A 26,185-nucleotide genomic window follows, 5' to 3' on the forward strand; every position below is an offset into this window, starting at 1 on the left:
CTTAAAAGGCGGTTTGCCAGCTCAAGGTGACATTGCGTCCCAAACCAGAGAAATAGGTCGCATTGGCCGGCGTGGTCTGTGAATAGTAGGTAATGTACTGCTTATCCAGCAGGTTTTCGATCCCCAGGCTCCAGCTGCCGTAAGTCGCATTGTCGTAACGGACTGAAGCATCCACCGTATGATAGCCCTCAAAGGAACTGCCATCATTGAAGTTCATATCCATCAGCTGGCTGAATTGCACTCTGCTGCTGATCTGCTGCGGCCATTGGGCCAGCCAGTACAGGTTCAACCGTTCAGGCGCAATATTAATACCACCTAAATCACGGTCTACACGGCCGTCATTGTTGCTGTCGTACTGGCCGTCCGTAGTGGCGTAGGTCAGTCCCAGGGTTGTTTCACTGCTCAGATACAACTCGGCTTCAAACTCAACACCACTGATTTCGGTCTGTTCACGCATCACGCTGTAAATACCGTCGGCATCGGCCTGCAGCCGAGACCCTAAGTCCGAATCTGACTGGAAGTAACTCAACTGCCAGCGGTACAGATCGTCCGCCATTTCAAAGCCAAACTCGGCATTGTCTGACACCACAGGCTGCAGATTCAGGAACTGGGCCACCGACTGATTGGGCTTATTGATCGCCCGCAGCACCCGGCCCACATCCGGCATCCCAAAGCCCTGATTGTAGCTGGCATACACCCGGGTCATAGCGGTCAGCTGATAGACCACGCCAAAGTTATGCAGAAAATCGTTGAAACTGGGTGAACCGCCTTCCACAAAACTGCTGTTGCTGGACGCCAGGGTGGTGAAATCATCCACCTTTAACTTGCCATATTCATAGCGACCACCGGCACTGAAGATCCAGTGTTTCAGCCCGTCATAACGCAGCTGCACAAAAGGGGCATAGTTACTGAAAGTCGCTTCCGGCACCCAGTTACGGCCTGTCATCACCAGTTGCTGATAAGTAGTGTCCTGCATCCAGTCCAGCCCGGTACTCAGGTCGATGTCGGAACCCAACAGATCGGTTTTGAAATAGGTGGCCCGGCTGCCGAGTTTGCGTGACACGTTTTGTGACTGGTCAAAAATGTTGCTGCCATAAGCCGGGTCCTGGAAAGTAGCCGCCCGACTGCCGCCAAACATGGATTTAAAATCTTTACCAAACAGCTGCAGACTGAGCGAGCCGCCAGCGAAATTCTGGTGCTGGTAGTCCACAGAGGCTGTCGTCACTTTGTTTTGTGCCGCTTTGCCTTCGGTTTCGCCTGCTTTGGACGTGGCCGGAATACCAGCGGCGGCATTGCCGTTCACCAGTACATAGTTGTTATTGCCCTGCAGATCGAAGTGGTTCACCATCAGTTGCAGGCTTTGCTCTGTGTCCAGCTGCCAGCGGGTTTTGACAAACAGATCGACGCTGTCCGAATCCATGGTGTCGCCCTGCGTGGTATCCACACCGATGGGATTGCCATCGCCGTCGAGGTACAGGCCAGTTTTGTTGTAGGCCACGCCTGTCACCAGCGATACATTGTCAAACTGATCGGAATACAGGTAGCTGGCTTTATAACTTTGGGTGTCGGAACCGCCCGCTGTCGGCGCAATGCCGGTCAGTTTGACCTGATGCTGCAACTCAGACGGTGACTTGGTAATGATATTGATAATACCGCCGCTGGCGCCCATGCCCTGAATGGCATTGGCACCACGAATGATTTCAATACGCTCAATCATGGCCGGGTCTATGGTGTTGCCGTCCCTTGAGCCATTCCGCAAAGGTGTGGATTGGGGCACCCCGTCAATCATATACAGGGGTTCACGGCCACGCAGCGTTTCGCCATTGGCTGTCATTTTCTGCCGGCTGGGTGAAAAGGACGGCATCAGGTTGCCGAGAATTTGCGATAAATCCGAGGTGGTGGCCAACTGTTGTTTAATTTGTTCCTGATCGATCACCGTAATAGTGGCTGGCACTGTACTGACCGGGTAACTGCTCCTTGTTGCGGAAATCTCAATAGTTTCAACAGGATCAACAGATTCTGCAGCCAATAACGGCAAAGGCAGGCATAACAGGGCGAATTTCGTCAGTTTCATTTCGGGCACACCAGGATTGAAAAAGGTTCGCATTTATAAATGCGAACCATTCTTATGTCAACCTGGAGTTGGTCTGACTTGCACCCCAAACAGGGCGTCAGAAGGTTTTGGCTTCCAGCACAAAACCCGCTTTTTCCAGCAACTGCTCTGTGCTTTCAATACCCTGCATCGCAGTGCCGTCCTGCATGCTGGCAAAGCTGACGGGTTCGGCAAATTCAAAACTCAGCCGGATCTGTTCAGGCTGCTGGATAAATTGCTGCAAAGGTTGTCTGATGGCGTCAGGCAACTGCGGATTGTCGTCCAATTGAGCCAGCAGCAAAGTTTGCAGCGTGGCGAAATCAGCACTGAAACCTGCACTGGCAAAATGGCCGGTCAGCTGTTGCCAAAACTCATGGTTATCAATCTGCACCTGGCCTTTGATCAGGCTGGCCTGCCCGACTTTTTGCATCAGCTCTGGCAGATAATCTTCCTGTTCGGCCCTTTGTTGCTGCTGCTCAGGGCTGAGTTTTTGCAATTCTTCCGCATAGCCCCATAAAGGCTGCATCCCGCCAAGGCTGAACTGGTAACTGAGTTCCAGTTTGTCCTGCACCAGCAACTGCTGGGAAAAATTCAGTTCACCCAGATGGGCATCGTACTGGTACTGATAGTTCAGTCCCATGCTCAATTGTTGCAAATAAGCCGACAGCTCCGGCGGCAAGCCCTGTAACACTGCATCTGCAATACGGATACCTTCCAGCCGGGCTGAACTCTGGCTTGGCATGCCAGACAGCTGCACCCCTTTTAAGTCGACCAATTCCACGCTGGCGATGGCTCCCATACCATCCATGCTCAGTGTCAGGCCATGCACCTTGTAATGCGAGGTCAGCACATTGGCCGATAAATCCTGATACGCCAGCTGAAATGGCGGCATTTCGCCCAGTTCAGCCAGCTCTTTATACTGCTGGTTCGCATCCTTAATCTGCGCAGCGACATAAAGCTCAGCCTGATGATTGGCATAGACCAGAGCCCCTGTTGCGGCCAGGATCAGTACCACACTTCCACCTATCCAGAGTTTTTTGGTCATTTGCTTGTCCTTTCGAAATTTCCGCCATGCTACCACGGCGGCTTTTTGCTTGTCAGCCGTAAGGCCCGGACGCTACTCTGTCGCTTTACCGGCCAGCAGGATTTTGTAGGGATGGAACAGTACTTTCACTGGTTTGATTTATTGGGCATTGCCGTATTTGCCGCTACTGGCACTCTGGCGGCCTGGCGCAAACAAATGGATGGGTTTGGCGTTATAGTACTGGCCACTGTGACGGCAATAGGGGGCGGCACCCTGCGTGATCTGATCCTGGATACCCCGGTGATCTGGCTCAGCAACAACAGCTATTTTGTCGCCATTTTCACCGCCGCCCTGCTGACGATTCTCTGGGTGCGCAAACGCCTGCGGATCCCCAACAATGCGCTGCAGATTGCCGACGCCATAGGTTTGGCCTTTTTTGTCATTATGGGCACACAAAAAGCACTGGACCACGGCGCATCCGGTTTTGTCGCTATTATGCTCGGCACCATGAGTGGGGTCTGTGGCGGTATGATCCGCGATGTGCTGTGTCGCGAGATCCCCTTGGTGTTTCGCGGCGAACTTTACGCCATAACCTGTATTTTTGGCGGTCTGGTCTATGTACAACTGCTGGCACTGGGCACCGCCAAAATGCCGGCCATGCTGGCAGGTATGGTGGCATTACTGGCATTGCGGCTGGCCGCTATTCGCTGGCATCTGACCATTCCGGTGTTTGGCAAAAAAGGCGATTTACGCTGAGTCACAACACCTCCTGCCAGAGCTCGCTTGCAATTAGTTAGGAAGCTAATTATAATTTAATTAGATTCCTAACTATTAAGTGACGAACAATGAGTTTCCAAAGCATAGGTTTGTTAATCCATTCATTATCCCGCCAATGGCGTAGTTTGCTGGATCAGCAACTGGCCCCTTTGGGGTTTACCCAATGTTCAGGGGTCGCTTTGGCTTACATCGCCGAACATCAGGGCCTGAGCCAGACAGAGCTGGCTCGCTTATTAGGCATTGAAACGCCGTCTTTAGTGCCTGTACTGGACCAGCTGGAAAAACAAGCGCTGGTGAAACGCCAGCCATCCGAACAGGACAGACGGCAAAAAGTGCTGGTGTTACTGCCGGATGCCCTGCCGCTGGTGGCACAAATCAATGAACGCCGTCTTGCGTTGCAGCAACAGATGCTGGACTGCCTGAGCGCTGAACAGCAACAACTTTTCCCCTTGTTGATCCAGCAACTGGTACAACAGAGCAGCCTGTTACTGGAGCAGCAAAAATCCGGAGTACAGCCATGAGTGCAGAACAACTCTTTAACCGCTGGGTCCGCTGGACCCTGCTGAGCTTTGCTTTATTGTTTGGGTATTACCTGCTGGCTGATCTGCTGATGCCGCTGAGCACGGACAGCCTGATGCAACGTTATGTAGTGCAGGTGGCACCGCAAGTGCAGGGCCGTGTCACTCATGTGGCCGTCAGTAATAACCAGCAGGTGAAAAAGGGCGATTTGTTATTTGAACTGGATGCCACAGACCAGCAGCTGAAACTGGAACTGGCACAACTGCAGCTGCAACAAATGCAACAGAAACACCAACAATTGCTGGCCACGCTGGACAGTGCCAAAGCCAGGCAACAGCAGGCCCAGGTCCAGCTGGAGCAAAGCCGGCTGGACGCAGGCCGGGCCCGGCAATTACGCCAGCAGCAACTGATCCCACAACAGCAACTGGAGCAAAGCCTGACGGCCCTGCAACAAGCCGATGCCGCCTGGCAAGCCGCACAGGCAGCTACAGCGGAAGTGGTGGCCGAACTGGGTGCCAAAGGCGTTGAACTGGTGGCTATTCAGCAGGCCCGTACTCAGCTGGCGCAGGCCGAGCTGGATTTATCCCGCACTAAAGTCTATGCCGATGTCGATGGGGTGGTCAGCGATTTGCAACTGGAAGTCGGCACCAATCTGAACAGCCATCAGGCCGTGCTGGCCCTGGTATCCACCCAGCAGAGCTGGATCAGCGCCGCCTTTCGTGAAAAAAGCCTGTTGCATGTCACGCAGGGCACTCAGGCCCTGGTGGCGTTTGACGCCTTGCCGGGCCAGGTATTTGCGGCTCAGGTCAATACCATAGATGCAGGTGTCGCCACAGCCCAGGGAAAACCCGATGGCCAGTTGGCCAGTGTGGAAAGCAGCACCCGCTGGGTGCGGGATGCACAGCGCCTGCGGGTCAACCTGACGCTGAACAGTCAGGTGCCGGACAAACTGGTGGTCGGCTCGCGCGCCACTGTGCAGTTATTACCTGCTGAGCACAGCTGGAGTCTGTTCAGCAGTCTGGCGCAGTTACAAATTAAGGCCATCAGCCTGCTGCACTATATCTATTAAAGTGCAGAACTCTCACCACTGAGGTCCGTATGCGCCCCGCCGCCGTTCACCCTTTTAATGCTGTGCTGAGACTGGCGATAGGTGCCAGCCTGAGCCTGCTGCTGGCCAAACTGACAGACTCCGATAACTGGGGCGTATTTTTTACCATAGGCCCGGTATTGCTGTTGGGGCTGCTGCCCACGCTGAATGGCTTTTTGCTGAAGCAGTTTGTCGCCTCCACACTGATGTCCGGCAGCACTGTGCTGGTCTACCAGTGGCTGGGCGGCTATGGCCCGGTACTGAGCCTGCTGTTGTTTGGCTATTTTTTCTGGTTATTCCGTCTGATGACCGCTGGGGTCTATTTTGTGTTTGCCGCCACAGCACTGATCAACAGCAGTATTTTTCTGCATTTTGCCAGCTACCCTGGCCTGGACGCCGGAGCCATGCTGGAAAACAGCCTGGTGGCCAATCTGAGTGCGATGCTGATTGCACTCAGTCTGACCTACCTGTTACCCACAGCGCCACCGCCGGCACGGCCCGCTCCGCCGCCCATTCCAGTCCCGCACCTGCTGGTCCTGGCGGCATTGGTAACTGCGTCCTTCCTGGCGTTTCAGTGGCTGGACCTGAAAGATTCGTTATCCGCCCAGGCCAGCACCATTCTGATCCTGCTGCCTCTGCAATTCAGTGCCATAGTGCAGGCCGGGTTGAAAAGGGCGACAGGGGTGCTGCTGGGTTCTGCTTATGCGGCGTTATGCCAGGTACTGCTGTACAACCACTACCAGCAAATCACTCTGGTGCTGCCGCTGTTTTTTCTGGGCATGTTGCTGTTTGCCCGGGCTCAGCAAAAAGAAGGACCAGGTTCAGGTGTCGCTTTTGGCGGCATGACCACTATGGCCATTATCTTTGGTCAGTACCTGACACCCAATCAGGACATGATGTACAGCGCTTTGTACCGGATCAGCTCTGTCACAGTGGCCGTTGGGGTGATGCTGGTTCTGGCGACTTGCGCCTTTTATGTTTTAGAACGCCGCCAGCATAGCTAAAAAAACAGGCCCTGCTGGGCCTGTTTTCATAACGTCAGCAGCTTATGCCTGCTCAGAATCCGACATGGCTTTGTGTAGTTTTACCGCTTTGCCTTTGCGCATACGGATATTGATCATCTCCACCGCCACAGAGAAGGCCATGGCGAAGTAGATATACCCCTTAGGTACATGCACATCAAACCCTTCCACCATCAGGGTGACGCCAACCACAATCAGGAAAGACAAGGCCAGGATCTTCACTGACGGATGCTCGTCGACAAAATCCCCAATCGGCTTGGCAGCAAACATCATCACAGCGACAGCCGCAATAATGGCAATGGCCATAATTTCAATATCATTCACCAGACCTACGGCGGTAATCACGGAGTCCAGCGAGAAAACGATGTCCAGAATCGCAATCTGGACCAACACCATGATCAGGCTGTTGGCCGCCACTTTCGGACCTGAAGCCTGCTCTTCCACCCCTTCCAGGCTGTGGTGAATTTCCTGGGTCGATTTGGCCAGCAGGAACAGACCACCGCCGATCAGAATGATATCCCGGCCGGATATTTCATTCCCCAGCACACTGAACAGAGGTTCAGTCAAGCCCATCACCCAGCTGATAGAGAACAGCAGGGCCAGGCGGGCAATCATCGCCAGTGCCAGACCTAAACGACGGGCAAAGGCACGCTGGTGTTCAGGCAGGCGCCCGACCAGGATGGATAAGAAAATGATGTTGTCGATACCCAGCACTATTTCCAGCGCAGCCAGGGTACCCAGCGCAATCCAGGCTTCGGGACTGGCGATCCATTCAAACATAACAATGTCCTGTAAAGTTGAGAAACTGCGGCTAGTGTAGCGGCTTTATTGGCGGATTTCAGCAGCTTGCAGTGCCGTCGGTGCAATTGCAGGCAACTGGTGTTTAAATTCTATTAAGGCGTATCTTTGTTTCAGCGCCTGAATCGCTGCCGCCTGTTCCCGCAAAAACCGGTTAAAACGCCGGATCTGCTCCGGGTGTTTTTGAGTGGACAGATGAAATGCCAGATTGCTGAACGGCAGCGACTGCCCGGCCACCAGGGCGCCAGGCTGATTCATCTGCGCCAGATGATAAGCCGCTACATTGTATTCCACGTTGGCACCATCCACCCGCCCCCGCAATGTCATTTTCAGCGCAAACTCGGCGTCCGGCACCTCCAGAATACGGATCTTGTATTGGGTCAGTAATGGCGCCCACAAAGTCGGTGAAAAACCATGGATATGGGCCAGCACCTTAAATTGTTCCAGTTGCATAGCAGCATTTTCCGGCCTGACCATAGTGCTGCCCAGGGTGTAGATCACCGGGTCACTGAAGACTTTTTCCGGTTGGCCTGCAACACCCAGATGCGCCTGCCAGGCACTGTTATCCGGGTAGACAAAATCGGTCAGTTCCACCGCGTTGGCATAGAGCCGTTTGACCGGCAAAGGCACAAAACGAAAACGATCCCCGCTCCACTGGCTGTAGAGCTGGATCAGATCGTAAATGTAACCTCTGGGCTGCGCCGATTTGAAATCATAATGTGGGTAATAATCCAACTGCTCTATACCTATCAGGTACTCCTTTGCTACAGCAGCCGCATTCAGACAGAGGCAAAACAGAGTCAGCACCAACTTCAATCGCATCCGGGTTCTCACAACAACTGAACACCAGTTAAACATAGCGCAGAGCCATGCCTGTTGACCAGCCCCCGTTCAGGTACAAGCCAGAGTCGGGGCAGTGGCAAAAACCAGCAGCTGAATTAGACTGAGCAAACACCACGAATCACAAAGGAACTGTGATGAGTCTGGCCCTGATCCAAAGCCGAGCCCGTTGTGGCCTGCACGCCCCCACAGTGACAGTCGAAGTGCATCTGAGCAGCGGCTTGCCCGCTTTTTTGCTGGTCGGTTTGCCAGAAACCTCAGTGAAAGAAGCGCGGGACCGGGTACGCAGCGCGCTGCTGAACAGTGGTTTTGAATTTCCGGATAAAAAAATCACCGTCAACCTGGCCCCGGCTGACCTGCCCAAAGAAAGTGGCCGTTTCGATTTGGCCATTGCCCTGGGCATTCTGAAAGCCAGTGGCCAGTTGCAGGCCGACACCTCAGACTATGAATTTTATGGCGAGTTGGCGCTGTCCGGCGCCTTGCGGCCTATTGTCGGTGAAATTCCGCTGATGCTGGCCTGCCAGCAAGCGGGTCATCTGGCGCTGATGCCCTTAGACAACGCCAGTCAGGCCAGGCAAATTCCGCGGGCCCAGGTACATGGTGCCGCTCATTTGTTGCAGGTTCACGCCTTTCTGCAACATGGTCAGCCTCTGCCGCCTGTGCCAGAACTGCCACAGGCGTCTGCCACGGACTGGCCGGACCTACAGGATGTGCGGGGCCAGCAGCAGGCCAAACGCGCATTGGAGCTGGCGGCGGCCGGTGGCCACCACTTGTTGATGTTCGGCCCGGCTGGCACCGGCAAGTCGATGCTGGCCCAACGCCTGCCAGGTTTGTTACCGCCTTTAACCGCCAATGAAGCTTTAAGCTGCGCCGCCATTTATTCGATTGCCGGTCAGCCCAGACCCCTGGCCGACTGGCAGCAGCGCCCCTTTCGTCAGCCGCATCACAGCTGTTCAGCAGTGGCTTTGGTTGGTGGCAGCTCTGTGCCCAGACCCGGTGAAATCTCTTTGGCCCATCATGGAGTGTTGTTTCTCGACGAACTGCCGGAATTTCCCCGCACAGTGCTGGAGGTATTACGTCAGCCATTGGAAGCTGGCACTGTGTTTATTTCCCGCGCCGCCCGCCAGGCCGAGTTTCCGGCCGAATTTCAGTTGGTGGCCGCGCTTAACCCCAGCCCGTCCGGTCATCATCAGGATGGCCGCGCCAGTCACGAGCAAATCCGCCGTTACCTCAGCCGCTTGTCAGGTCCTTTATTGGACAGAATAGATTTGCAGGTGGAAGTACCCTTATTACCCATTCAGTCCTTACACACACCGCAAACAACAGAGAGTACGGCGCAGGTCCGCAGCCGGGTGTGGCAGGCCAGAGAGCGGCAACTGCAGCGCCAGCACAAAGCCAATGTGCGGCTGTCGCCCGCTGAGCTGGAGCAGTATTGCCAGCTAAGTCAGACTGACAAGGACTTTCTGGCGCTGAGCCTGGATAAACTGCAACTGTCAGCCCGCTGCTACCATAAACTGCTCAGGGTGGCACGCACCATTGCCGATCTGGCCGCCAGTCCCCAGGTCAGCCGGGAGCATATGCTCGAAGCCATCAGTTACCGGGCTTTTGACCGGTTGCTGCAGTACCTGCACCAGTCCTGATGGCCCAGTACTGACAACAGGTTATCGCCAGCACCCCAACCAGCATCAGGCAGGCAAAAGGCACTGGGGTGCCAGTATAACTCAGCGCCAGCAAGGGTCCGGCCACAGCACCGCTGCCAAACCTCAGAGTGCCTATCACTGCAGTCGCGCTGCCACTGTGCTGCGGAAACTTCATCAGAATGATGGCATCGGCATTGGTGGCGACCAGCCCCAGACAGCCCATCAGCGGCGCTATACACAGCACTGTCCACCACAAAGACCAGCCCAGCAGGTTCACCGTGACCAATGCACTGGCACAACACAATGCACCTGCCAACCCCAATTTCAGCATACGAGGCGATCCCAGCCGCACCACCAGCCTGCTGTTGGTAAAATTCGCCAGCATCAGGGCGCCAACATTAAGCGCAAACAGCAGGCTGAACTGCTGTTCACCCACACCATAAAACTGGATATACACAAAAGGCACTGCGGTTAGAAAGCAGAAAAAGGCAAAAGAGCTGAACATGGAAGTGGCAATATAAGGCCGGGCTTTGGCCTGAGCAAACACCACTTTGTAGCCGGTCAGTAAATTCAGTTTACCTGCCAGCCTGGGCGTCGGATCGGGCAGGTAACGCCAGGCACAACCCAATACCAGCAACGCATAAAAAGCCAGCAACAAGAAGATATGCTGCCAGTGTCCCAGCCACAACACCACACTGCCAATAGCAGGGGCAATCAGCGGTGCCAGCATCATAATCATCGACACATAGGACATGCCTTTGGCCGTGTGTTCCCCAAACAAAGCGCGGATAATACCAGGCACCACCACTGTGGCCGCACTGCCGCAAAAGGCCTGCACCGCCCGCAGAAAAATCAACTGATGCGCGTCCTGACAAAAGGACAATGCCAGACTGGCCAGCGCAAAACCGCTTAAACCAAACAGGGCCAGTGGCCGGCGCCCCCAATGGTCAGCCAGTGGACCAAATAGCAACATACCCAAGCCATAAAAGGCCAGATAACTGCTCAGGGATTGTTGGATCACCGCTATATCGGTACCCAGCTCCAGCGCCATTTGAGGCATAGCTGGCAGGTACATATCAATCGCCAGCGGGGTACTGGCGATAATACTGGCTAACAATGTCAGCATGGCAAAGGAAACAGGAGACTTCATCAATTGACTTTTGGTTTCGAACCGAGAGGGCTTTCTATGATAGCGGATCTGACACAAAAACCTGTTACTATCTGTCGCGCAGGGCACCACTTTAAACCCAATTTATGCCAGACTTGAACCCAAAGCTGAGCCTGTTTTTATGGACTATATGAAATTTATCCTGTTTTGCCTTGGCCTTTGTCTGAGTAGCCTGGCCCACACCAGTCCTATCAAAGTTGGCTTGCATGACTCTGCCCCTTGGGCGTACCGCGACAGCCAGGGACAAATTACCGGCATTGATTACGACATAGTGCAGAACATTCTGCGCCAGCAAGGCATTGAAGCCGAATTTGAACTCTACAGCTACAGCCGCCTGCTCAAACTGTTTTCAGAGCACAAACTGGATATCGCCAGCCCTGTGGCTGTGCCTTACCCCGGGGCCTACTACAGCCAACCCTATTTTACCATCCAGGACGTGGTGGTCAGCCGTCGTGACAGTCCAATGCAAATTCGCCAGCTCTCTGATTTAAAAGGCAAAAGCATAGTGGCTTATCAACAGGCCAGCGCCGTATTGGGACCAGATTTTGCCCAGCAAATGAAGCAGGCCTATTACCTGGAAGAAGCAGACCGGAAAAAGCAGTTTGAACTGCTGTTTAATAACAGAGTGCAGTTGATTGTCGGCGACGAGCGGGTGTTGTCGTTTTACTCACGCACTTATTACGGCCCCAATTTACTGAACATTTATCCGATTTTCCCTGCAGTCGATTACCCGGCAGCATTCTGGAATGCCGGATTGCAGCAGCAATTTAATCAGGGCCTGGAACAGCTGAAGACACAAGGCAAGCTGGCTGAAATTTATGCGCAGCCTCGATTCTGAGGCTGCGACTTTTATTGCCCCGGCTCCAGTTTGCGGATTTCACGGGCTGGATTACCGGCCACCAGACTAAAAGCTGCCACATCCCTGGTCACCACAGCACCAGCGGCCACCACGGCACCATTGCCTATGCTGACACCCGGCATAATCAGCGCGCCGCCGCCTATCCAGACCGAGTCACCTATAGTGACAGGCAAACCTTGCTCCACCCCAGTTTTTCGCAGCTCTGCGTCCAATGGATGAGTCACGGTATAAATCTGCACCCCAGGCCCCAATAATACGTCGTTGCCAATGCGTATCGGCGCCGCATCCAGCATCACGCAGTGATGGTTGGCGTAAAAATTGTTCCCCAATTCAATATGAACACCGTAGTCGCAATAAAAGTCTGGCTCAATGTAACAACGGCTGACCCGGGCAAACAGTTGTTTAGCCAGTTGCTGATGCGCCTTCACCGGCACAGGTCCCTGCTGGTTTATTTGCCTGCACAGGGCTTTGGCTTTTTGCCGCATCGCGACCAGCTCTTTGTCCCCGGCGTTAAACCAAAGCCCGCTGCGCATTTTTTCCAGCTCAGTCATTTTTCATTTCCCTCTGCATCCCTCAATTCTGAGTTATGGTCTTCATGTTAAAAATCGGCTTATACTAGGTTAAATTCTGTCTGGCTGTAGAGAACACAATGAAAAAGAACAAAATTATTACGACTGAAGAAATTCTGCTGACTTTATGCCGCTCTGTCACCGATGTGCTATCCGCGGCTGGCAACCACAATGTCAATTACTCACCCATGGTGCAGAAGATCCACAAAACCTGCCTGCGCCCTGACCTGGGTTGTTTTGTGTTATTTGATGGCGGCTTCTCCGGCCTGGTGATTATGAACTTCACCGCATCAGCAGCGATGGAAATTTACCGCAAGTACCTGATGAGCATGGGCATGCCGGAATCCGAACTGGCGCAGTTCCACACTTCGGATGAAGTGGGCAACGTGATGGGTGAACTGATGAACCAGATTGTCGGTGATTTTACCAACAGGGTACGGCAGGAACTGCAAACCTCCATCAACCAGAGCCAGCCAAAAATGATGGCCATTAACAAGCAGGTGCAGATCATGGTCAATACCCAGCTGGACCAGCCTCAGGCCCGCCGTGTCACCTTCAGCACACCAAGCCATGCCATTTTCTATATGGAACTGTCGATGGACAAAACCGAATTTATCCAGCTGCATGACTTTGCACCCAATGCCGAAGAGCACCCGGATGACATTCTGGCCAACGCCACGCAAAGCGAACAGCTGGCACCAGCCGCAGTGGTCGATGACGCTGACGATGACTTTCTGAAGAATCTGGGTCTATAGGGCCCCAGGCTTGCCGGAGCGGTGAAAACGCAGAACAAAACGTGCACCGCCCCAGCTGTTAGTTTGCACTTCCAGGTCTGCCTGATGCCACTCCAACACCCGGCAGACAATGGCCAACCCCAGGCCAAAACCACCAAAACCTTTTTGCCGGCTCGGGTCCAGCCGGACAAAAGGCTTCAGAATTTCAGCCCGCTGGGCTGGCGGAATACCAGGGCCATCATCATCCACCTGTAACAGACAGTCAGTCGCCGTTAACTGCAGGCTCAGCAAGACCCGGCTTTTGGCATAGCGTTTGGCGTTAACCACTAAATTTTGCACGGCCCGCTCCAGATAATGCGCATCACACCACCAGAGCGCTACAGGCGGCAGCCGGGTTTCGATGGCGGCACCGGGCAAAGGCGACAGTTTTTCGCAGAGGTTGTGCAACAGTTCGGTCAGGTCCACCTGCTGCCAGTCCAGCGCAGGCTGAGCCGACTCCAACCTGGCATAGTCCAGCATTTCATCGACCAGCAGTTCCAGCTCTTTCACATCCTTGAGCATCAGCTCTTTGTCCGTTTCTGGCAGCGACGACAACTCCAGTGCAAAACTGAGCCGGGCCAATGGGGTACGCAACTCATGTGATACCGCTTGCGTCATCTCGCGTTGCAACCCCAATAACCGCTCAATCTGCTGACGCATTTGCTGAAAGCTGTGGGCAATTGGCGCAATAAAGGAACGCACAGGGAAGGCCTCAACGGGTGACTGGCCCTGTTGCAGCTGTTGCTTCAGCCGTTGTAAGTCCCGGGCCACAGGCCAGAGCCACAACCAGACCGCCACGGCCAGCAACCCCAAAAACAGCAGGCTGAACCAGTAACCGGGCACCTGACTGTCTTCGGTCAGATCCAAAGGTCCAAGCTGCCACAGCTGCTGCTGTTGCATGGCGTAAAAAAATGCCTGGTCTTTGGTAAAGAGCGGGATCACCGCACCTTGTTGCAATTGCTGCAACTCGGCGTCGGACCAAAGAATGCTGCCTTCAGGCAAAGCGGTGACCGGCAACACCAGATCATGGCTGTTGGCGGCTAACTGCTGGTGTTTCAGCTGCTGACTGATTTGCCCGGCCAGCACCAGTACCCAGGCCGGCACCTGCTCGGCATGCACCTGTTGCCAGAGCCGCTCGACAGTCCAGCCAATGCCAACCAACACCAGCGAGATAAACAAATAAAAATGTAAGAACAGCCTGGGCATGGCTGCGAATGGCTTTTTGTCAGTCATTCCAGGCGTCAGCGACAAACAAATAGCCTTTGCCCCAGACGGTTTTTATCCGAAAAGGGGTGTCGGCATTGTCGTTTAATTTACGGCGTAAATGCGATACCCGCACATCGACGGTGCGGTCCAGACCGTCGTATTCACGGCCGATAATCTGCTTGTGAATGGCCTCGCGTTTTACCGTCTGGCCAGCGTGTTTGGCCAGCATCCACAATAAATCAAACTCATAGCTGGTCAGTTCCACCAGCTCAGCGCCATAATGCGCTTCCCGCGCACTGTTGTTCAGTTTCAGTTTGCCAAACTGCAATTCCTGATTATCGCTTTTACTGGCCGCCTGAGTCCGGCGCAACAGTGCATTGACCCTGGCCAGCAACACCCTGGGTTCCACCGGTTTAATGACATAATCATCGGCGCCCAGCTCCAGCCCCAGCACCTGGTCAATATCACTTTGTTTGGCAGTCAGCATCAGAATGGGTGCCTGAAACCAGGCCCGGATAGTCCGGCAGACAGTAAACCCATCCATACCCGGCAGCATTAAATCCAGGATCAGCAAATCCGGCGCAAAGGACTGACAGGCAGCTGCCACAGTGTCACCCCGGCTTTCCAGCCGCACTTCAAAACCTTGTTGCTGCAAAAAGCTTTGCACCAGGCTGGCCAGCCGGGCGTCGTCTTCGACCAGTAAAATTTTATGCATCAGAATACACTCCAGGGCGCTACCAGACGCCGTCTTTTTTCAGGTTGCCGGCTTAACACCACCAACTCCTTTTGCAATAACACCCGCTCTCCCTGCTGCAAACTCAGCACGCCTTTATCCGGCCAGACAATGTTTTGTTGCCAGTGCCCGGATTGAGCATCCTGCCAGCAGGATAAATTCTGCTGCGCCAGTGTCAGGCATACATTCAGACTGGCACTGTGTTGCCAGTGCACCGACAGCTGTGCCTCGCAGGCTTGTTCAGGTAACGCAGAAATACAAAAAGCCGGACTGACCGACCAGCATAAATCTTGGTTACATTCTGGTTTTGGGGCGGGCGCCAGCCACAACTGGCTGGACAATATCAGCCCAAACATGCTCTATCCCTGCCTTAAAAAAATTGGTAACTCACCCCGACAAACCAGGTATGCACCCTGGAGCTTTTTACCAAAGGACTGTCTGTCATTGCATCATCCAGCAACAGCATACGATAGAAGCTCAGCAAGGACCATTGGGGTGTTAAGGCTTTTTGCCAGCCCAGCCTGAATTCAGGCTGCCAGCTGGCTTCCCCCCGATAACGCTGCAGATAAAACAGCTCCGAATCATCCAACCCATAATACCTGTCGATTAATTTGCTGCTTTTCCAGTGCAGATTGGCCCCCAGCTGCAGCTGTCCTCCGGCCAGAGGGACCTGAGTACTGGCTGAGACACTGGCATTCTGGCCGTCATAAGCACCGCTGGCGTCCTGCATCAGGTTCATACCCAGTTGCCAGCCCTGACCAAACCATTGCAGTTGCACGCCAGCATCCCAGGCTGTGGGTCTTTTATTCACCTCAGTAACAGACACCATCGCCATTTGTTTGGTCGCCCCTGTATCGACTTCTGGCGGCAACAGCGAGCCCGAGGTGCTGTAGGTCATCAGGTTGCCGGCAAACCAGCGCTGAAAATAGCCTTTTTCCTGATTCAGCTTCACCACCAGGCTCAGCACAAAATCTGGCTGCTGCACCAGGCTGTACCCTGCGGTGGTGTTATCCCAAAACCAGCGGTCGCCGTAATAACTGACATCCGGTATCAGTAACAAAGGCACATTTTCGCCCTGGTGCAAAGGGTTGGTACGCTGACCCAAGCCAAGGGCCAGCGCCAGATTCAGCTGGCCTGGTTCCACACAGTCAGCGGACGCAGAGGTTTCTGTGCAGGAGGCAAAAGCCGTCTGGAGACCACTGAGACACAACAGCACAATCATCAGCAGTTTTTTCATAGGCATCACTCAAAATTCAGCTGGCGATACTTTAGCAGTTTATAAAAAGCAGCTTAAGCCAACATAACAATGTTTCACAAAATGCACGACAATTTTTGCATGCTGGTCTGCCGCGATCCAATCCGGCGGAATAATGCTATGATGCCGCATCAGTGGTAACCAGCTCCGAATCCGAAGATGACGTCAGACAAAACGCAATGGCCCGTACTCAAAGGAAAAGCGACCTCTTTTGATATCGCTTATCTGGCCGGGGTGTCTCAATCCACAGTGTCGCGCGCGCTGCGCGACAGCCCGGCTGTGAATCAGGAAACCAAAGACAAAATCTTCGCTATTGCCAAGCAGTTGAATTACAAGGTGGATAAAAACGCCAGTAACCTGCGTAAACAACGCAGCGGCACTTTGGCCTTGCTGTTATTCGAAGACCCAACAGTGGACGAATCGCAAATCAACCCGTTTTTCCTGTCGATGCTCGGCAGTATCACCCGCGCCTGCAGCCAGCGGGGCCATGATCTGTTGGTGTCTTTTCAGCAATTGAGTAACGACTGGCATGCCGATTACGAAGACAGTAAAAAAGCCGATGGCATTATTCTGCTGGGTTATGGCGACTACAAAGATTACGAAGAAAAACTGGATACCCTGCTGGCTCAACAAACTCATTTTGTCTGCTGGGGGGCCGAAGTACTGAACCATCCGGAAGTCACCATCCGCAGCAATAACCTGGAAGGCGGCAAACTGGCCGGCCAGCATTTATTGGGCCTGGGCCGGCGCCGTTTTGCTTTTATTGGCAATGCCTCTGCAGGCAGCCCGGAGTTTTTTGACCGTTATCAGGGCATGTTGAAAGCCATTGCTGAGGCGGGTATAGACGAAACCCAGGTGGCGCAGCTGGATGCCATTTCCACCGAACAGGCTGGTTTTGACGCCATTATGCAACTGCAGGCCCAAGGCAAAGACTTTGACGCCCTGTTTTGTGCCAGCGATTTGATCGCCATAGGGGCGATGCGAGCCTTGCAAAAACTCGGCAAACGCATACCCGACGATGTGGCTGTGGTGGGCTTTGACGATATTCCGGTGGCGTCGTTTTCGTCGCCCGCCTTAACCACCATAGCGCAGAACACTTCTCTGGCTGGTGAAATGCTGGTGGTGAATCTGTTGCGGCTGATTAACCATGAACAAGTGGCGCTAACCGAAATTGAACCGAAAATTGTGGTGCGCCAGTCCTGTGGCGCGCAAAGCTGAGCCAGCACAGACCCTGAATGCATCCACGTAACCCACACCAACACGGCTATGATTTTGCCGCACTGACCCTGGTCAATGCGGCGCTGCAAGCTTTTGTGCGCGACAATGGCTATGGCCGTTTATCCATTGACTTTGCCGACCCTGCTGCCGTGTTGCAGTTAAATAAAGCCTTGTTGGCCCACCACTACGGCGTACAGCACTGGCAATTGCCGGACGGCTTTTTATGCCCGGCCGTGCCTGGCCGGGCGGATTATCTGCATCATCTGGCTGATGTATTGGCGGCGGAAGCTGGCAAACTGGTCAAAGGCCGCAAGGTGCAGTTGCTGGACATTGGCGCAGGCGCCAACCTGATTTACCCGCTGTTGGCGCAGGCGGAGTATGGCTGGCAAGTGGTGGCAGCAGAACTGGACCCGGATGCACTGGCTGCAGCCGCGCAGCTGATTGAACAAAACCAGCTGCAAAACAACATCAGTCTGCGTCAGCAAACCGATGCCGGACAGATCTTTACCGGCATTATCGGCCCCAAGGATTTATTTGAACTGACAATGTGCAACCCACCTTTTCATGCCACAGCACAAGAAGCGGCCGCCGGTACGGAACGCAAACAGCGCCAGTTGGGCTTAACCGGCAACGGGCTGAATTTCGCGGGCCGCCGCCATGAACTGGTGTGCGAAGGCGGCGAACTGGCCTTTATCCGCCAGATGATCAACGAAAGCCAGCTGTTTGCCAGCCAGGTGCTCTGGTTTAGCAGCCTGGTGTCCAAAGCCGACAATCTGCCAACGCTGGTGAAGCAACTGCAGCAGGCTGGCGCCGAAGTCAAACAAATTGAGATGCAGCAAGGCCAGAAAAGCAGCCGCATTCTGGCCTGGAGCTGGCAAAACGCCAAACAACGCAAGCTGTGGTGCCAATACCGGCTAAAGTAGCGCTGCTGCCAAACAACAAAGCCGCTTTACAGCGGCTTTGTTTTACCTGACAGGCAATTAGTCTTTGCTTTCTTTATCCTGCACCAGCCAGACCGACAGGGCGCCCAGCACCATAGAGCCACCGGCCAGCATCACAATGTATACCGCATTGTTGGCAAACAGGTGGCCTAAAATCCAACCTGCCAGCAAACCAGAGATAATCTGCGGTGCGGCTATGGTGAAGTTAAAGATCCCCATATAAACGCCGGTGCGGTGGGCTGGCAAAGCGCCGGCCAGAATGGCGTATGGCATCGCCAGAATAGCGGCCCAGGCAATACCAATGCCAACCATAGGGAACATCAGACTCAGGGCACCTTGTGGAATAGTGACCTGGGTGATCAGTAAATCCACTGCAATCATGCTGGGGTCTTTAAACAGAATAAAACTCAGGTAACCCAGACCACCGCACAGCAGCGCGGCTGAATACACCAGACGACGGCCAAACAGGTTCGCCAGTTTCGCCATCACCAATGCAAACAGCACAGCAAACAAGGAATAACCGGCGTACAGAATACCCACCCAGTCACCCGCTGCGCCTTTGGCGGCGGCGATATCGGCTGGCAAGCCTCCCATTTGGGCAATATAGGCCGGGTCAAACCAGTTTACGTCCACGCCCCAGCTGTGCTGCGCAATAGCGGCCGGGAAATAGGTCCACATAATAAACAACGAAAACCAGGAGAAAAACTGCACCAAGGCCAGCTGACGCATAATACGTGGCATGGTTTTGGTGGTTTGCCAGAAACCGGCCAGCTTGGCGCTAAAGCTTTTTTCAGCAGGTTCCACCTGCTGCGCGGTTTCACCTTTGTAGGCAAAGTACTGCTCCGGCGGGTATTCACGGGTACGGTACACAGTCCAGGCCACTGAACCCAGCAAAATCGCAGCACCAATATAGAAGGACCACACCACCGAAGGCGCCACTTCACCAGGTGTCGAAGCATTGTTCAGCCCCATCACATTGGTCAGCACAAAAGGCAAAATTGAGCCCACCACAGCACCAATATTGATCAGCAAGGTTTGCACTGAATAACCCAGATTACGCTGATTGGCTGGCACCATGTCGGACACCAGAGAGCGAAACGGCTGAAAGGTGACGTTAAAGGCGGCGTCTTTAATGGCAAAAATCACCAGACCAAACAACATAGGCGGAATAAAGGCCACCACCATAGACGAGTTGGGCAACAGCAACATGGCCGCAGCGGCCACCAAGGCGCCACCGAGCATAAAAGGCAAACGCCGGCCCAGTTTATTCCAGGTGCGGTCCGACGCCGCGCCAACAATAGGTTGCACCAGCAAGCCCATAAGAGGGGCCGCCAGCCAGAATAACGATAACGACGATAAATCGGCGCCTAAGTCGGATAAAATCCGGCTGACATTACCGTTTTGCAGTGCAAAGCCAATTTGCACCCCCAAAAAGCCGAAACTCAGGTTCCAGATCTGCCAGAAGCTTAACTGTGGTTGTTTCATCTGCTGTCCTGTTGTCTTAATAAGCTCTGCAGTGCAAACAACCTTGGAGGCTGTTGCCAGAGAGCGTCCGGACTGAAGTCCTGTTATAGAATGTGTGTGTCATCGATACCGCGTTGCTGCAGCACTATGACAGACAATGCCAACACGCGCGGGTGCCCGATTAGAGCAGCTTTTCCATGCTACTACAGATGAATACGTATTCAAGCAGCCATCTTTTGGCTGCTCTGTGCGGCCCAATACCACAGCTGAAATAGATCCAGAGTTTTAGCTATGTCAGCTCAACTATGTTTTCGTAAACGGATACATCCTCCGGAAATTGAGCTAGTAGTTAGCTTGCGCGAACTTACTGGTCTCGGGATTCATCCTGCATGCTCCCGCTTCAATCCTTCGACTTCTTATCCGTTATTTGATAACGCACAGGACTATTCAGCTTTACAACTATCCGCTCTTGCTCTGCACGCTTAAGCCAATCAGATAATTGAGATTTGTGCAGCTTGGTGCTTAGAACCAACTCATCTACATTGACAGGTTCAGTCGCCAATCGAGCAAGTTCCTCGGTAAACAACTTATAAAAGTCCAGATATCCGGATGGAACAGCTTCTGGCTGAGTAGGCATTGCTGAACAAACCTCAGTTTCCTGCCGATGCTCAACATTTGTACTATCTCTTGAGGATTCATAAAATTCTTGTTGCGGCTCAGCGCCTGTAACAAAATCAGATTGTGTTGGATTACTAAAAAAATCAGCTTGATCTTCCCGCACGTGAGTGCCAATGCCATTTTCGTTTCTAAACAACTCTGCAATGGTTAACTGTTGCTCATGACCTTCTAGCCACCGGCCCCCTTTGGCAACTAAATCAGCATTCGCAGCCTCAGGGTCACTGGTCCGCTTAACCCAAAGTGGCACCCAATACTTTTTCAGATTTTCTTCGGCACCATTAAGAGTACCGCCACTCTTCCCTGAATGGATCACTAGCGAACAGTCTGCCAAGCAATAGATATACTTATTGCGTGCCATCGCATTCCCAGCACTGAAGCCTGCCTCAGGGTAAAAGGGTGAAACCAACACAGCATGACCATCCATTAAACCTTTTCGCCACTTAGCGCTGGTAGCCGCCTTAAGCAGACTGTCAGCCATAACACCGATAACATCTCCGCCTTGCTTGATAGCCCCCTGCATCGCCGCCTCATCAACCCCGCGAGCACCACCAGAAACGATAGCTATCCCTTCAGATGCAGCCTTAGAGCCTAATTGGTTGGTGAAAGCCAAATCAAAATCGCTGGCGTTACGTGAACCAACAACCGCCAATCCGCCAGCATTTAATAGGGCCTTGTTACCACACCCAAACAGAACCGGAGGGCAATCGGTTTTTAAGCGGTGCTTTAAACGCTTTGGATATTCAGGATCAGAACGGGTTACCACCCAAAGTCCAGCACGTTGCCATTTTTCCATCGCCAGTGCCAGGCTATGCCCACGATTTAGCAATTCGAGAATCCGTTCTGTACTGACACGGGTATCATGCCAACCCTGCAACAAAACTTTCGGATCGATCACCAACAAATCAGCTGGTGTGGCGGATTTTTCTTTTAGCCATAGGGCAAAGCGCCCCCATTCCGCATTGGTTAGCGGCTTTGCAGTTTCACTGCTGGCTTTCGAAAAATAGCTTGTCAGCAAAAGCGTTGCTTGAGCTGATGGTGATAATAATCTGGTTACATTCATTAGTCTTTTACCGAAGAAGAAGCCAGTGCAAGCGGGTACACTACACCGCAGCCGGCTTGCTGTAGGAGTGCAGCAATGACAGTAAGCGTCCAGCCTGAGTCTACAATATCATCCACTAACAACACTGGTTGTCCCCGATATAGCTGAGTCACGGCAAAAGCACCATCCAAATTGCGGCATTGATGAAAGCGATTTTGCTGACCTTTTTGTGGTTGGTTGTTTTTGACTTTACTAACTGCATCCACAAACGGCAGCCCCAACCTCATAGCTAAACGCCGAGCAAAATCCGGTACTAATTCAGGATGGTTGCGCGAGGGTACGCAACACACCCACTGAGGTGCTGGGTTCGGCCGCCAGCGCTGCTGAACCATTTCAGCCATAGCTTCAACCAACTCATCACTAAAACGGCCTGCATGTTTGTTGTCTGCAACAGTGCGCCCCCAGCCAGCATCACCCCAACGGGACAATACCCTGCCTTCCTGCGCGCGAAGTTGCTGTGGAAGATTTCCCCTGAAGCCATATTCTATAAATGCGTTTGCAGCAACTTGTGCTTTGGGTTCAATGACCATTTCAGCATGCTTTAGGAAAGCTGCAGCTTGATGCACTACAGCCGGCTTAATTGCAGCGTTAATAATGAGTCGGCCTTGGCAAGACGAACATATTCCACATGACGTTACCTTACTGTCATCAAGTGCGCGCCTCAGAAAAGCCATCTTGCACCCTGGCTCAGCTATATAGGCTTGGACTTCTTGCCATTCTTGCAAACGTTGATTGGTTAAATGAGCGATACGCGCAGTATCCATGCGATAGTGGACAGGAGTTCTTGTCCAGCGTCCCTCTATTTTAATGACTGGAGCCGGATTTTCTACGCTTAGTAATTTCAATACTTTCTCTATCTGACCAAAACGCAGATTGGTCTGCTCTTCGAGCTCACGCATTGTTAAACCGTCGTGTTGTGCCAGAGCCTGCAAGATCTCATTGACTTGCGCTTCTGATGGAAATGCACCTTCCCGAAAAAACTCGTGAATATCACGATCTTCAATACCTGACATTAGTATCCCGACAGCAGAGTCTATCCCTCGGCCTGCACGACCTACCTGTTGATAGTACCCGACAATGGACCCTGAGGCTTGGTAATGGATTACAAAACTTAAATCAGGTTTGTCGTACCCCATTCCTAAAGCGGTAGTGGCCACCAAAACCTTGAGCCGGTTACTCAGTAGTAATTCTTCTAAATGCTGCCGGTAAAGATTGCTGCTCTCAAAACCATCACCTTCAACACTACCATGGTACGCTTTTGCATTTATACCATTGATACTCAACCAGTTAGCCACTTGTTCTGCGTCACGTATCGTCAAGCAGTAAACAATACCAGTGCCTTGCAGTAGAGGAATCACTTGAGCTAACCAAGCCAAGCGCGACACTTGGTCAGGCAGTATCATTGTTTGTAATGCCAAACTGTCACGTGACAATGGGCCGCGCTGTATCTGAATATTGCCAAGCTGAGTTTGAATATCAACCACAACACGGTTGTTTGCCGTCGCAGTTGTGCCTAGCACCGGAGTATTTGCTGGTAACTGACGCAGAATGTTAACAATACGTCGATAATCCGGTCGGAAGTCATGCCCCCAATCAGAAATACAATGGGCTTCGTCAATCACCATTAAAGCAATCCGGTCGGCGATTGGCAGCAATACGGTTTCAATAAGATTGTCGTTTGCCAGCTTCTCGGGGGAAATAAGCAAACAATCAATCTGATTTGCAAGTATGCGTTGCCTGATTGATTCAAAATCGTTTTGATTGGTTGAGTTTATTGTCACCGCCACAAGACCCAAGCGCACTGCCGATTCAATCTGGTTACGCATTAATGCCAACAATGGAGACACAATAATGGTCGGCCCCATGCCTCGATCGCGAAAGATTTTGGTGCTAATGAAGTACACCGAGCTTTTGCCCCAACCGGTACGTTGCACCACCAATAATTTTTGTCGTTGATTGACTAACGCATCGATAGCTTCCCACTGGCCATCACGGAATTCCGCTGTTGGGTTTGCTAAAGCGTTTCGCAATAATTGTTGGGCTTGTGCTCGGTTCATGATCATTCCTTGATTTACACAGTCGGTTCACCGTTTATGAATTTTGGTGACAGTCAATCGTAGGCTTGAGCAAGCTTGGCATTCTGCATCATTAGATTCCAACAGATTTTTTCAGGCAAAACATTTAAGGATTTAATTTTTGTTGAAGCAAGTAATCTAAATGCTGGAAATAGAGACAAAAATGCCCAGTAAACAACTGAGCATTTTCCAATGAAACCGAACTTTTAATCTGATTCTTGGCTGACTACCAAATCTTCACCCGTACATCGTCCGGTCTGTACATACCATCACCAGGTTTGACGTCAAAGGTCTGGTAAAACTCAGGCATATTCGACAACACCCCCAACACGCGGTACATACCCGGTGAGTGAGGGCCTGTGATCACTTGCTGACGCAGCGCGGCGTCGCGGAACTTGATACGCCACACCTGTGACCAGCCCATAAAGAAACGCTGATCGCCCGTGAAGCCATCCAGTACAGGCGCTGCTTTGCCCTGCAAAGAATTCTGGTAGGCTTTGAACGCCACGGTCAGGCCACCCAAATCGGCAATGTTTTCACCTAAACCTAAAGCGCCCTGCAGTTTTAAATCGTCAATAGGGTTAAAGGCACTGTACTGCTCAACCATCAGTTGGGTGCGCTTTTTAAACTGCTCGGCATCCACCGGCTTCCACCAGTCTTTCAGGTTACCGTTGCCATCAGAGCGGCTGCCCTGATCGTCAAAGCCGTGGGTAATTTCGTGACCGATCACACCACCTATTGCGCCGTAGTTCACTGCGTCATCCGCGTCCACATTAAAGAACGGTGGCTGCAGAATAGCGGCCGGGAACACAATTTCGTTCATGGTCGAGCTGTAATAGGCGTTCACTGTCTGAGGTGTCATACCCCACTCAGTGCGGTCCACTGGTTTGCCCAGTTTGTCAATCATGCGGTCGTATTCACACTGGCTGGAGCGCTGCATATTGCCGATTAAATCACCACCTTTGATTTCCAGACAGCTGTAATCACGCCAGACATCCGGGTACCCGATTTTGGTGTTGAACTTGGCCAGTTTTTCCTGAGCTGCCAGTTTGGTTTCCGGGCTCATCCACTCCAGGCCATCAATCGATTCTTTAAAAGCGACACGCAGGTTTTTGATCAGCTGGTCCATCCGCTCTTTGGCTTCAGGTTTGAAATAACGCTCAACATACATTTTGCCGACCATAAAGCCCAGCGCTTGCTGCACCGACTCAACCGCACGTTTTTCACGCTCACGTTGGGCTTCCAGGCCAGACAAGGTTTTGCCGTAAAACTCGAAGCTGGCTTCGTCAAAGACTTTGGCCAGGCTGTCGCTGTTGGCGCGGACCAGATGGAACTTCAGGTAGGTTTGCCAGTCGGCGACCGGAATTTCGGCCTGCAGTTTAGCAAAAGCAGCCAGGTAGCTTGGCTGACGTACGACAACCTCACTGACATTATCCAGCCTGGCGGCTTTGACCAGCGCCGCCCAGTCCAGGCCTGGGGCCGTTTCCGCCAGTTGCGCCAGTGTCAGCTTGTTGTAGGTGGCGTTGCGGTCCCGGTTTTGCACCCGGCTCCACTGCTCTTTCGCCAGTTTTTCTTCAATTCCGTACACAGTGGCAGCCACTTTGGCCGGGTCTTGCCAGCCAGCCAGCTCGGCCACCTTTTGGATATACGCCAGGTATTTGGCCTGTGTTTCTTTCGACTTTTCGTCGCTGTTCAGGTAGTAGTCGCGGTCTGGCATACCCAAACCGGCCTGGTTCAGCATAGTGGTGTATTGATCAGACTGTTTCTGATCCTGCCCGACAAAGAGCACCACAGGCGTACCGACGCGGTAGGCCTGCCATTCGCCCCAGAGTGTCGCTAAATCCGCGTGGGTTTTCAGGCTGTCGATGCGCTCAAAGCCTGCCGTCAGCGGGGTCAGGCCCAGCTTGTCCAGCGTTTCAATGTCCATATAAGAGCGGTACAAGTCGGCAATTTTCTGTGCGTCTGTACCAGCGTCGGCCGGTTTGGCTGCCAGCTCTTTGACAATAGCCAGCACTTGTTTGTCCGCATTTTCGCGCAGCTCATCAAAGCTGCCCCAACGGCCTTTGTCGGCCGGAATTTCGGTGCGTTCCAGCCACTGGCCGTTCACGTAGCGGAAAAAATCCTGTTGTGGTTTGACGCTGGTGTCCATATTGGCCACTTCAATGCCGGACGTCAGTTGTTTTTGTTCTGCCACCGCAGCGGGCTTGCTGTCAGCAGGCGCGGCCTGTTGCGGCTGACCACAGCCGGCCAGTGCAGCCAGTACGGCCACCGCCAGTAAGGATTGATGTTGCATAAGAACCTCGTTGAATTTCGTTATTTTTTATTGAGATACACACTGCGCCTTCGCG

23 protein-coding genes are annotated in these 26,185 nt (G+C 52.9%); 9 read left to right on the forward strand and 14 right to left on the reverse strand.

The window, feature by feature from the left end; all coding sequences use genetic code 11:
* Nucleotide 1: 1 nt before the first annotated feature.
* Nucleotides 2-2,074: a TonB-dependent receptor gene (locus WKJ03_RS07265; protein ID WP_337841510.1), complete on the reverse strand. Its 2,073-nt coding sequence runs from the start codon at nucleotides 2,072-2,074 to the stop codon at nucleotides 2-4.
* Nucleotides 2,075-2,171: 97 nt separating this feature from the next.
* Complete coding sequence (locus tag WKJ03_RS07270) at nucleotides 2,172-3,137, reverse strand: hypothetical protein (RefSeq protein WP_337841511.1); 966 nt, start codon at nucleotides 3,135-3,137, stop codon at nucleotides 2,172-2,174.
* 111 nt (nucleotides 3,138-3,248) lie between these two features.
* Here WKJ03_RS07270 and WKJ03_RS07275 point away from each other — a divergent pair, with 111 nt between their 5' ends.
* From WKJ03_RS07275 to WKJ03_RS07290, 4 genes are all read left to right on the forward strand, one after another.
* The gene (locus WKJ03_RS07275; RefSeq protein ID WP_337841512.1) at nucleotides 3,249-3,872 is read left to right on the forward strand and encodes a trimeric intracellular cation channel family protein; all 624 of its coding nucleotides are present in this window, start codon (nucleotides 3,249-3,251) and stop codon (nucleotides 3,870-3,872) included.
* 89 nt (nucleotides 3,873-3,961) lie between these two features.
* On the forward strand, nucleotides 3,962-4,414 hold the full coding sequence (locus WKJ03_RS07280; RefSeq protein WP_337841513.1) for a MarR family transcriptional regulator: 453 nt from the start codon (nucleotides 3,962-3,964) through the stop codon (nucleotides 4,412-4,414).
* On the forward strand, nucleotides 4,411-5,481 hold the full coding sequence (locus WKJ03_RS07285; protein WP_337841514.1) for a biotin/lipoyl-binding protein: 1,071 nt from the start codon (nucleotides 4,411-4,413) through the stop codon (nucleotides 5,479-5,481). The genes WKJ03_RS07280 and WKJ03_RS07285 overlap by 4 nt, the downstream gene beginning before the upstream one ends.
* Nucleotides 5,482-5,510: 29 nt before the next feature.
* Nucleotides 5,511-6,503, forward strand: coding sequence for a DUF2955 domain-containing protein (locus tag WKJ03_RS07290; RefSeq protein ID WP_337841515.1), 993 nt, complete (start codon nucleotides 5,511-5,513; stop codon nucleotides 6,501-6,503).
* A gap of 42 nt (nucleotides 6,504-6,545) precedes the next feature.
* Here the strand turns inward: WKJ03_RS07290 and WKJ03_RS07295 are convergent, their stop codons facing one another.
* Both WKJ03_RS07295 and WKJ03_RS07300 read right to left on the reverse strand, forming a co-directional pair.
* The gene (locus WKJ03_RS07295; protein ID WP_337841516.1) at nucleotides 6,546-7,301 is read right to left on the reverse strand and encodes a TerC family protein; all 756 of its coding nucleotides are present in this window, start codon (nucleotides 7,299-7,301) and stop codon (nucleotides 6,546-6,548) included.
* Between the two features lie 45 nt (nucleotides 7,302-7,346).
* A complete protein-coding gene (locus WKJ03_RS07300; protein WP_337841517.1) occupies nucleotides 7,347-8,141 on the reverse strand; it encodes a hypothetical protein in 795 nt (264 codons plus the stop codon).
* Between the two features lie 155 nt (nucleotides 8,142-8,296).
* On the opposite strand from WKJ03_RS07300, the gene WKJ03_RS07305 reads away from it, so the two are divergent.
* On the forward strand, nucleotides 8,297-9,799 hold the full coding sequence (locus tag WKJ03_RS07305) for a YifB family Mg chelatase-like AAA ATPase (RefSeq protein ID WP_337841518.1): 1,503 nt from the start codon (nucleotides 8,297-8,299) through the stop codon (nucleotides 9,797-9,799).
* On the opposite strand, the gene WKJ03_RS07310 is transcribed toward WKJ03_RS07305, so the two are convergent.
* Nucleotides 9,750-10,949, reverse strand: a complete 1,200-nt coding sequence (locus WKJ03_RS07310; RefSeq protein ID WP_337841519.1) for a Bcr/CflA family efflux MFS transporter — start codon at nucleotides 10,947-10,949, stop codon at nucleotides 9,750-9,752. The genes WKJ03_RS07305 and WKJ03_RS07310 overlap by 50 nt on opposite strands.
* A gap of 139 nt (nucleotides 10,950-11,088) precedes the next feature.
* Between WKJ03_RS07310 and WKJ03_RS07315 the strand changes: the two genes are divergently transcribed.
* Nucleotides 11,089-11,805, forward strand: a complete 717-nt coding sequence (locus tag WKJ03_RS07315; RefSeq protein WP_337841520.1) for a transporter substrate-binding domain-containing protein — start codon at nucleotides 11,089-11,091, stop codon at nucleotides 11,803-11,805.
* A gap of 11 nt (nucleotides 11,806-11,816) precedes the next feature.
* Here WKJ03_RS07315 and WKJ03_RS07320 read toward each other — a convergent pair whose 3' ends face one another.
* Nucleotides 11,817-12,377 (reverse strand): sugar O-acetyltransferase, encoded by a 561-nt coding sequence (locus WKJ03_RS07320; RefSeq protein WP_337841521.1) that lies wholly within the window; start codon nucleotides 12,375-12,377, stop codon nucleotides 11,817-11,819.
* Nucleotides 12,378-12,475: 98 nt separating this feature from the next.
* Between WKJ03_RS07320 and WKJ03_RS07325 the strand changes: the two genes are divergently transcribed.
* On the forward strand, nucleotides 12,476-13,150 hold the full coding sequence (locus tag WKJ03_RS07325; RefSeq protein WP_337841522.1) for a DUF3334 family protein: 675 nt from the start codon (nucleotides 12,476-12,478) through the stop codon (nucleotides 13,148-13,150).
* On the opposite strand, the gene WKJ03_RS07330 is transcribed toward WKJ03_RS07325, so the two are convergent.
* Genes WKJ03_RS07330 through WKJ03_RS07345 form a run of 4 tightly spaced genes read right to left on the reverse strand, consistent with a single transcriptional unit; the run spans nucleotide 13,145 to nucleotide 16,344 of the window.
* Nucleotides 13,145-14,401, reverse strand: a complete 1,257-nt coding sequence (locus WKJ03_RS07330; protein WP_337841523.1) for an ATP-binding protein — start codon at nucleotides 14,399-14,401, stop codon at nucleotides 13,145-13,147. The two genes, WKJ03_RS07325 and WKJ03_RS07330, sit on opposite strands and share 6 nt — an antisense overlap.
* Nucleotides 14,394-15,089 (reverse strand): response regulator, encoded by a 696-nt coding sequence (locus tag WKJ03_RS07335; protein ID WP_337841524.1) that lies wholly within the window; start codon nucleotides 15,087-15,089, stop codon nucleotides 14,394-14,396. The genes WKJ03_RS07330 and WKJ03_RS07335 overlap by 8 nt, the downstream gene beginning before the upstream one ends.
* Nucleotides 15,089-15,463: a DUF3019 domain-containing protein gene (locus WKJ03_RS07340; protein ID WP_337841525.1), complete on the reverse strand. Its 375-nt coding sequence runs from the start codon at nucleotides 15,461-15,463 to the stop codon at nucleotides 15,089-15,091. The genes WKJ03_RS07335 and WKJ03_RS07340 overlap by 1 nt, the downstream gene beginning before the upstream one ends.
* A 14-nt stretch (nucleotides 15,464-15,477) precedes the next feature.
* On the reverse strand, nucleotides 15,478-16,344 hold the full coding sequence (locus tag WKJ03_RS07345; RefSeq protein ID WP_337841526.1) for a MipA/OmpV family protein: 867 nt from the start codon (nucleotides 16,342-16,344) through the stop codon (nucleotides 15,478-15,480).
* Nucleotides 16,345-16,521: 177 nt separating this feature from the next.
* Here WKJ03_RS07345 and WKJ03_RS07350 point away from each other — a divergent pair, with 177 nt between their 5' ends.
* Nucleotides 16,522-17,580, forward strand: a complete 1,059-nt coding sequence (locus WKJ03_RS07350) for a LacI family DNA-binding transcriptional regulator (protein ID WP_337841527.1) — start codon at nucleotides 16,522-16,524, stop codon at nucleotides 17,578-17,580.
* Between the two features lie 17 nt (nucleotides 17,581-17,597).
* Entirely contained in the window at nucleotides 17,598-18,503 is a 906-nt protein-coding gene (rlmF, locus tag WKJ03_RS07355; RefSeq protein ID WP_337841528.1) for a 23S rRNA (adenine(1618)-N(6))-methyltransferase RlmF, read from the forward strand.
* Nucleotides 18,504-18,560: 57 nt separating this feature from the next.
* On the opposite strand, the gene WKJ03_RS07360 is transcribed toward rlmF, so the two are convergent.
* The 4 genes from WKJ03_RS07360 to WKJ03_RS07375 form a co-directional block, all read right to left on the reverse strand.
* Nucleotides 18,561-20,006: an MFS transporter gene (locus WKJ03_RS07360; protein WP_337841529.1), complete on the reverse strand. Its 1,446-nt coding sequence runs from the start codon at nucleotides 20,004-20,006 to the stop codon at nucleotides 18,561-18,563.
* A 379-nt stretch (nucleotides 20,007-20,385) separates the two neighbouring features.
* Nucleotides 20,386-21,723, reverse strand: coding sequence for a DNA-processing protein DprA (locus tag WKJ03_RS07365; RefSeq protein WP_337841530.1), 1,338 nt, complete (start codon nucleotides 21,721-21,723; stop codon nucleotides 20,386-20,388).
* Entirely contained in the window at nucleotides 21,723-23,819 is a 2,097-nt protein-coding gene (locus WKJ03_RS07370; RefSeq protein WP_337841531.1) for a RecQ family ATP-dependent DNA helicase, read from the reverse strand. The genes WKJ03_RS07365 and WKJ03_RS07370 overlap by 1 nt, the downstream gene beginning before the upstream one ends.
* Nucleotides 23,820-24,063: 244 nt before the next feature.
* Nucleotides 24,064-26,130 carry a M13 family metallopeptidase gene (locus WKJ03_RS07375; protein ID WP_337841532.1) on the reverse strand — a complete coding sequence of 689 codons (2,067 nt, stop codon included), beginning with the start codon at nucleotides 26,128-26,130 and terminating at the stop codon, nucleotides 24,064-24,066.
* Nucleotides 26,131-26,185: the final 55 nt, after the last annotated feature.

Origin of the sequence: Rheinheimera sp., assembly GCF_037442525.1 — a bacterium.
Classification (GTDB): Bacteria; Pseudomonadota; Gammaproteobacteria; order Enterobacterales; family Alteromonadaceae; genus Pararheinheimera.

Bases quoted from the DNA above. Each gene is read 5' to 3' on its own strand.
- WKJ03_RS07265 (WP_337841510.1), bottom strand. From the start codon at position 2,074: ATGAAACTGACGAAATTCGCCCTGTTATGCCTGCCTTTGCCGTTATTG.
- WKJ03_RS07270 (WP_337841511.1), bottom strand. From the start codon at position 3,137: ATGACCAAAAAACTCTGGATAGGTGGAAGTGTGGTACTGATCCTGGCC.
- WKJ03_RS07275 (WP_337841512.1), top strand. From the start codon at position 3,249: ATGGAACAGTACTTTCACTGGTTTGATTTATTGGGCATTGCCGTATTT.
- WKJ03_RS07280 (WP_337841513.1), top strand. From the start codon at position 3,962: ATGAGTTTCCAAAGCATAGGTTTGTTAATCCATTCATTATCCCGCCAA.
- WKJ03_RS07285 (WP_337841514.1), top strand. From the start codon at position 4,411: ATGAGTGCAGAACAACTCTTTAACCGCTGGGTCCGCTGGACCCTGCTG.
- WKJ03_RS07290 (WP_337841515.1), top strand. From the start codon at position 5,511: ATGCGCCCCGCCGCCGTTCACCCTTTTAATGCTGTGCTGAGACTGGCG.
- WKJ03_RS07295 (WP_337841516.1), bottom strand. From the start codon at position 7,301: ATGTTTGAATGGATCGCCAGTCCCGAAGCCTGGATTGCGCTGGGTACC.
- WKJ03_RS07300 (WP_337841517.1), bottom strand. From the start codon at position 8,141: ATGCGATTGAAGTTGGTGCTGACTCTGTTTTGCCTCTGTCTGAATGCG.
- WKJ03_RS07305 (WP_337841518.1), top strand. From the start codon at position 8,297: ATGAGTCTGGCCCTGATCCAAAGCCGAGCCCGTTGTGGCCTGCACGCC.
- WKJ03_RS07310 (WP_337841519.1), bottom strand. From the start codon at position 10,949: ATGAAGTCTCCTGTTTCCTTTGCCATGCTGACATTGTTAGCCAGTATT.
- WKJ03_RS07315 (WP_337841520.1), top strand. From the start codon at position 11,089: ATGGACTATATGAAATTTATCCTGTTTTGCCTTGGCCTTTGTCTGAGT.
- WKJ03_RS07320 (WP_337841521.1), bottom strand. From the start codon at position 12,377: ATGACTGAGCTGGAAAAAATGCGCAGCGGGCTTTGGTTTAACGCCGGG.
- WKJ03_RS07325 (WP_337841522.1), top strand. From the start codon at position 12,476: ATGAAAAAGAACAAAATTATTACGACTGAAGAAATTCTGCTGACTTTA.
- WKJ03_RS07330 (WP_337841523.1), bottom strand. From the start codon at position 14,401: ATGACTGACAAAAAGCCATTCGCAGCCATGCCCAGGCTGTTCTTACAT.
- WKJ03_RS07335 (WP_337841524.1), bottom strand. From the start codon at position 15,089: ATGCATAAAATTTTACTGGTCGAAGACGACGCCCGGCTGGCCAGCCTG.
- WKJ03_RS07340 (WP_337841525.1), bottom strand. From the start codon at position 15,463: ATGTTTGGGCTGATATTGTCCAGCCAGTTGTGGCTGGCGCCCGCCCCA.
- WKJ03_RS07345 (WP_337841526.1), bottom strand. From the start codon at position 16,344: ATGAAAAAACTGCTGATGATTGTGCTGTTGTGTCTCAGTGGTCTCCAG.
- WKJ03_RS07350 (WP_337841527.1), top strand. From the start codon at position 16,522: ATGACGTCAGACAAAACGCAATGGCCCGTACTCAAAGGAAAAGCGACC.
- rlmF (WP_337841528.1), top strand. From the start codon at position 17,598: ATGCATCCACGTAACCCACACCAACACGGCTATGATTTTGCCGCACTG.
- WKJ03_RS07360 (WP_337841529.1), bottom strand. From the start codon at position 20,006: ATGAAACAACCACAGTTAAGCTTCTGGCAGATCTGGAACCTGAGTTTC.
- WKJ03_RS07365 (WP_337841530.1), bottom strand. From the start codon at position 21,723: ATGAATGTAACCAGATTATTATCACCATCAGCTCAAGCAACGCTTTTG.
- WKJ03_RS07370 (WP_337841531.1), bottom strand. From the start codon at position 23,819: ATGAACCGAGCACAAGCCCAACAATTATTGCGAAACGCTTTAGCAAAC.
- WKJ03_RS07375 (WP_337841532.1), bottom strand. From the start codon at position 26,130: ATGCAACATCAATCCTTACTGGCGGTGGCCGTACTGGCTGCACTGGCC.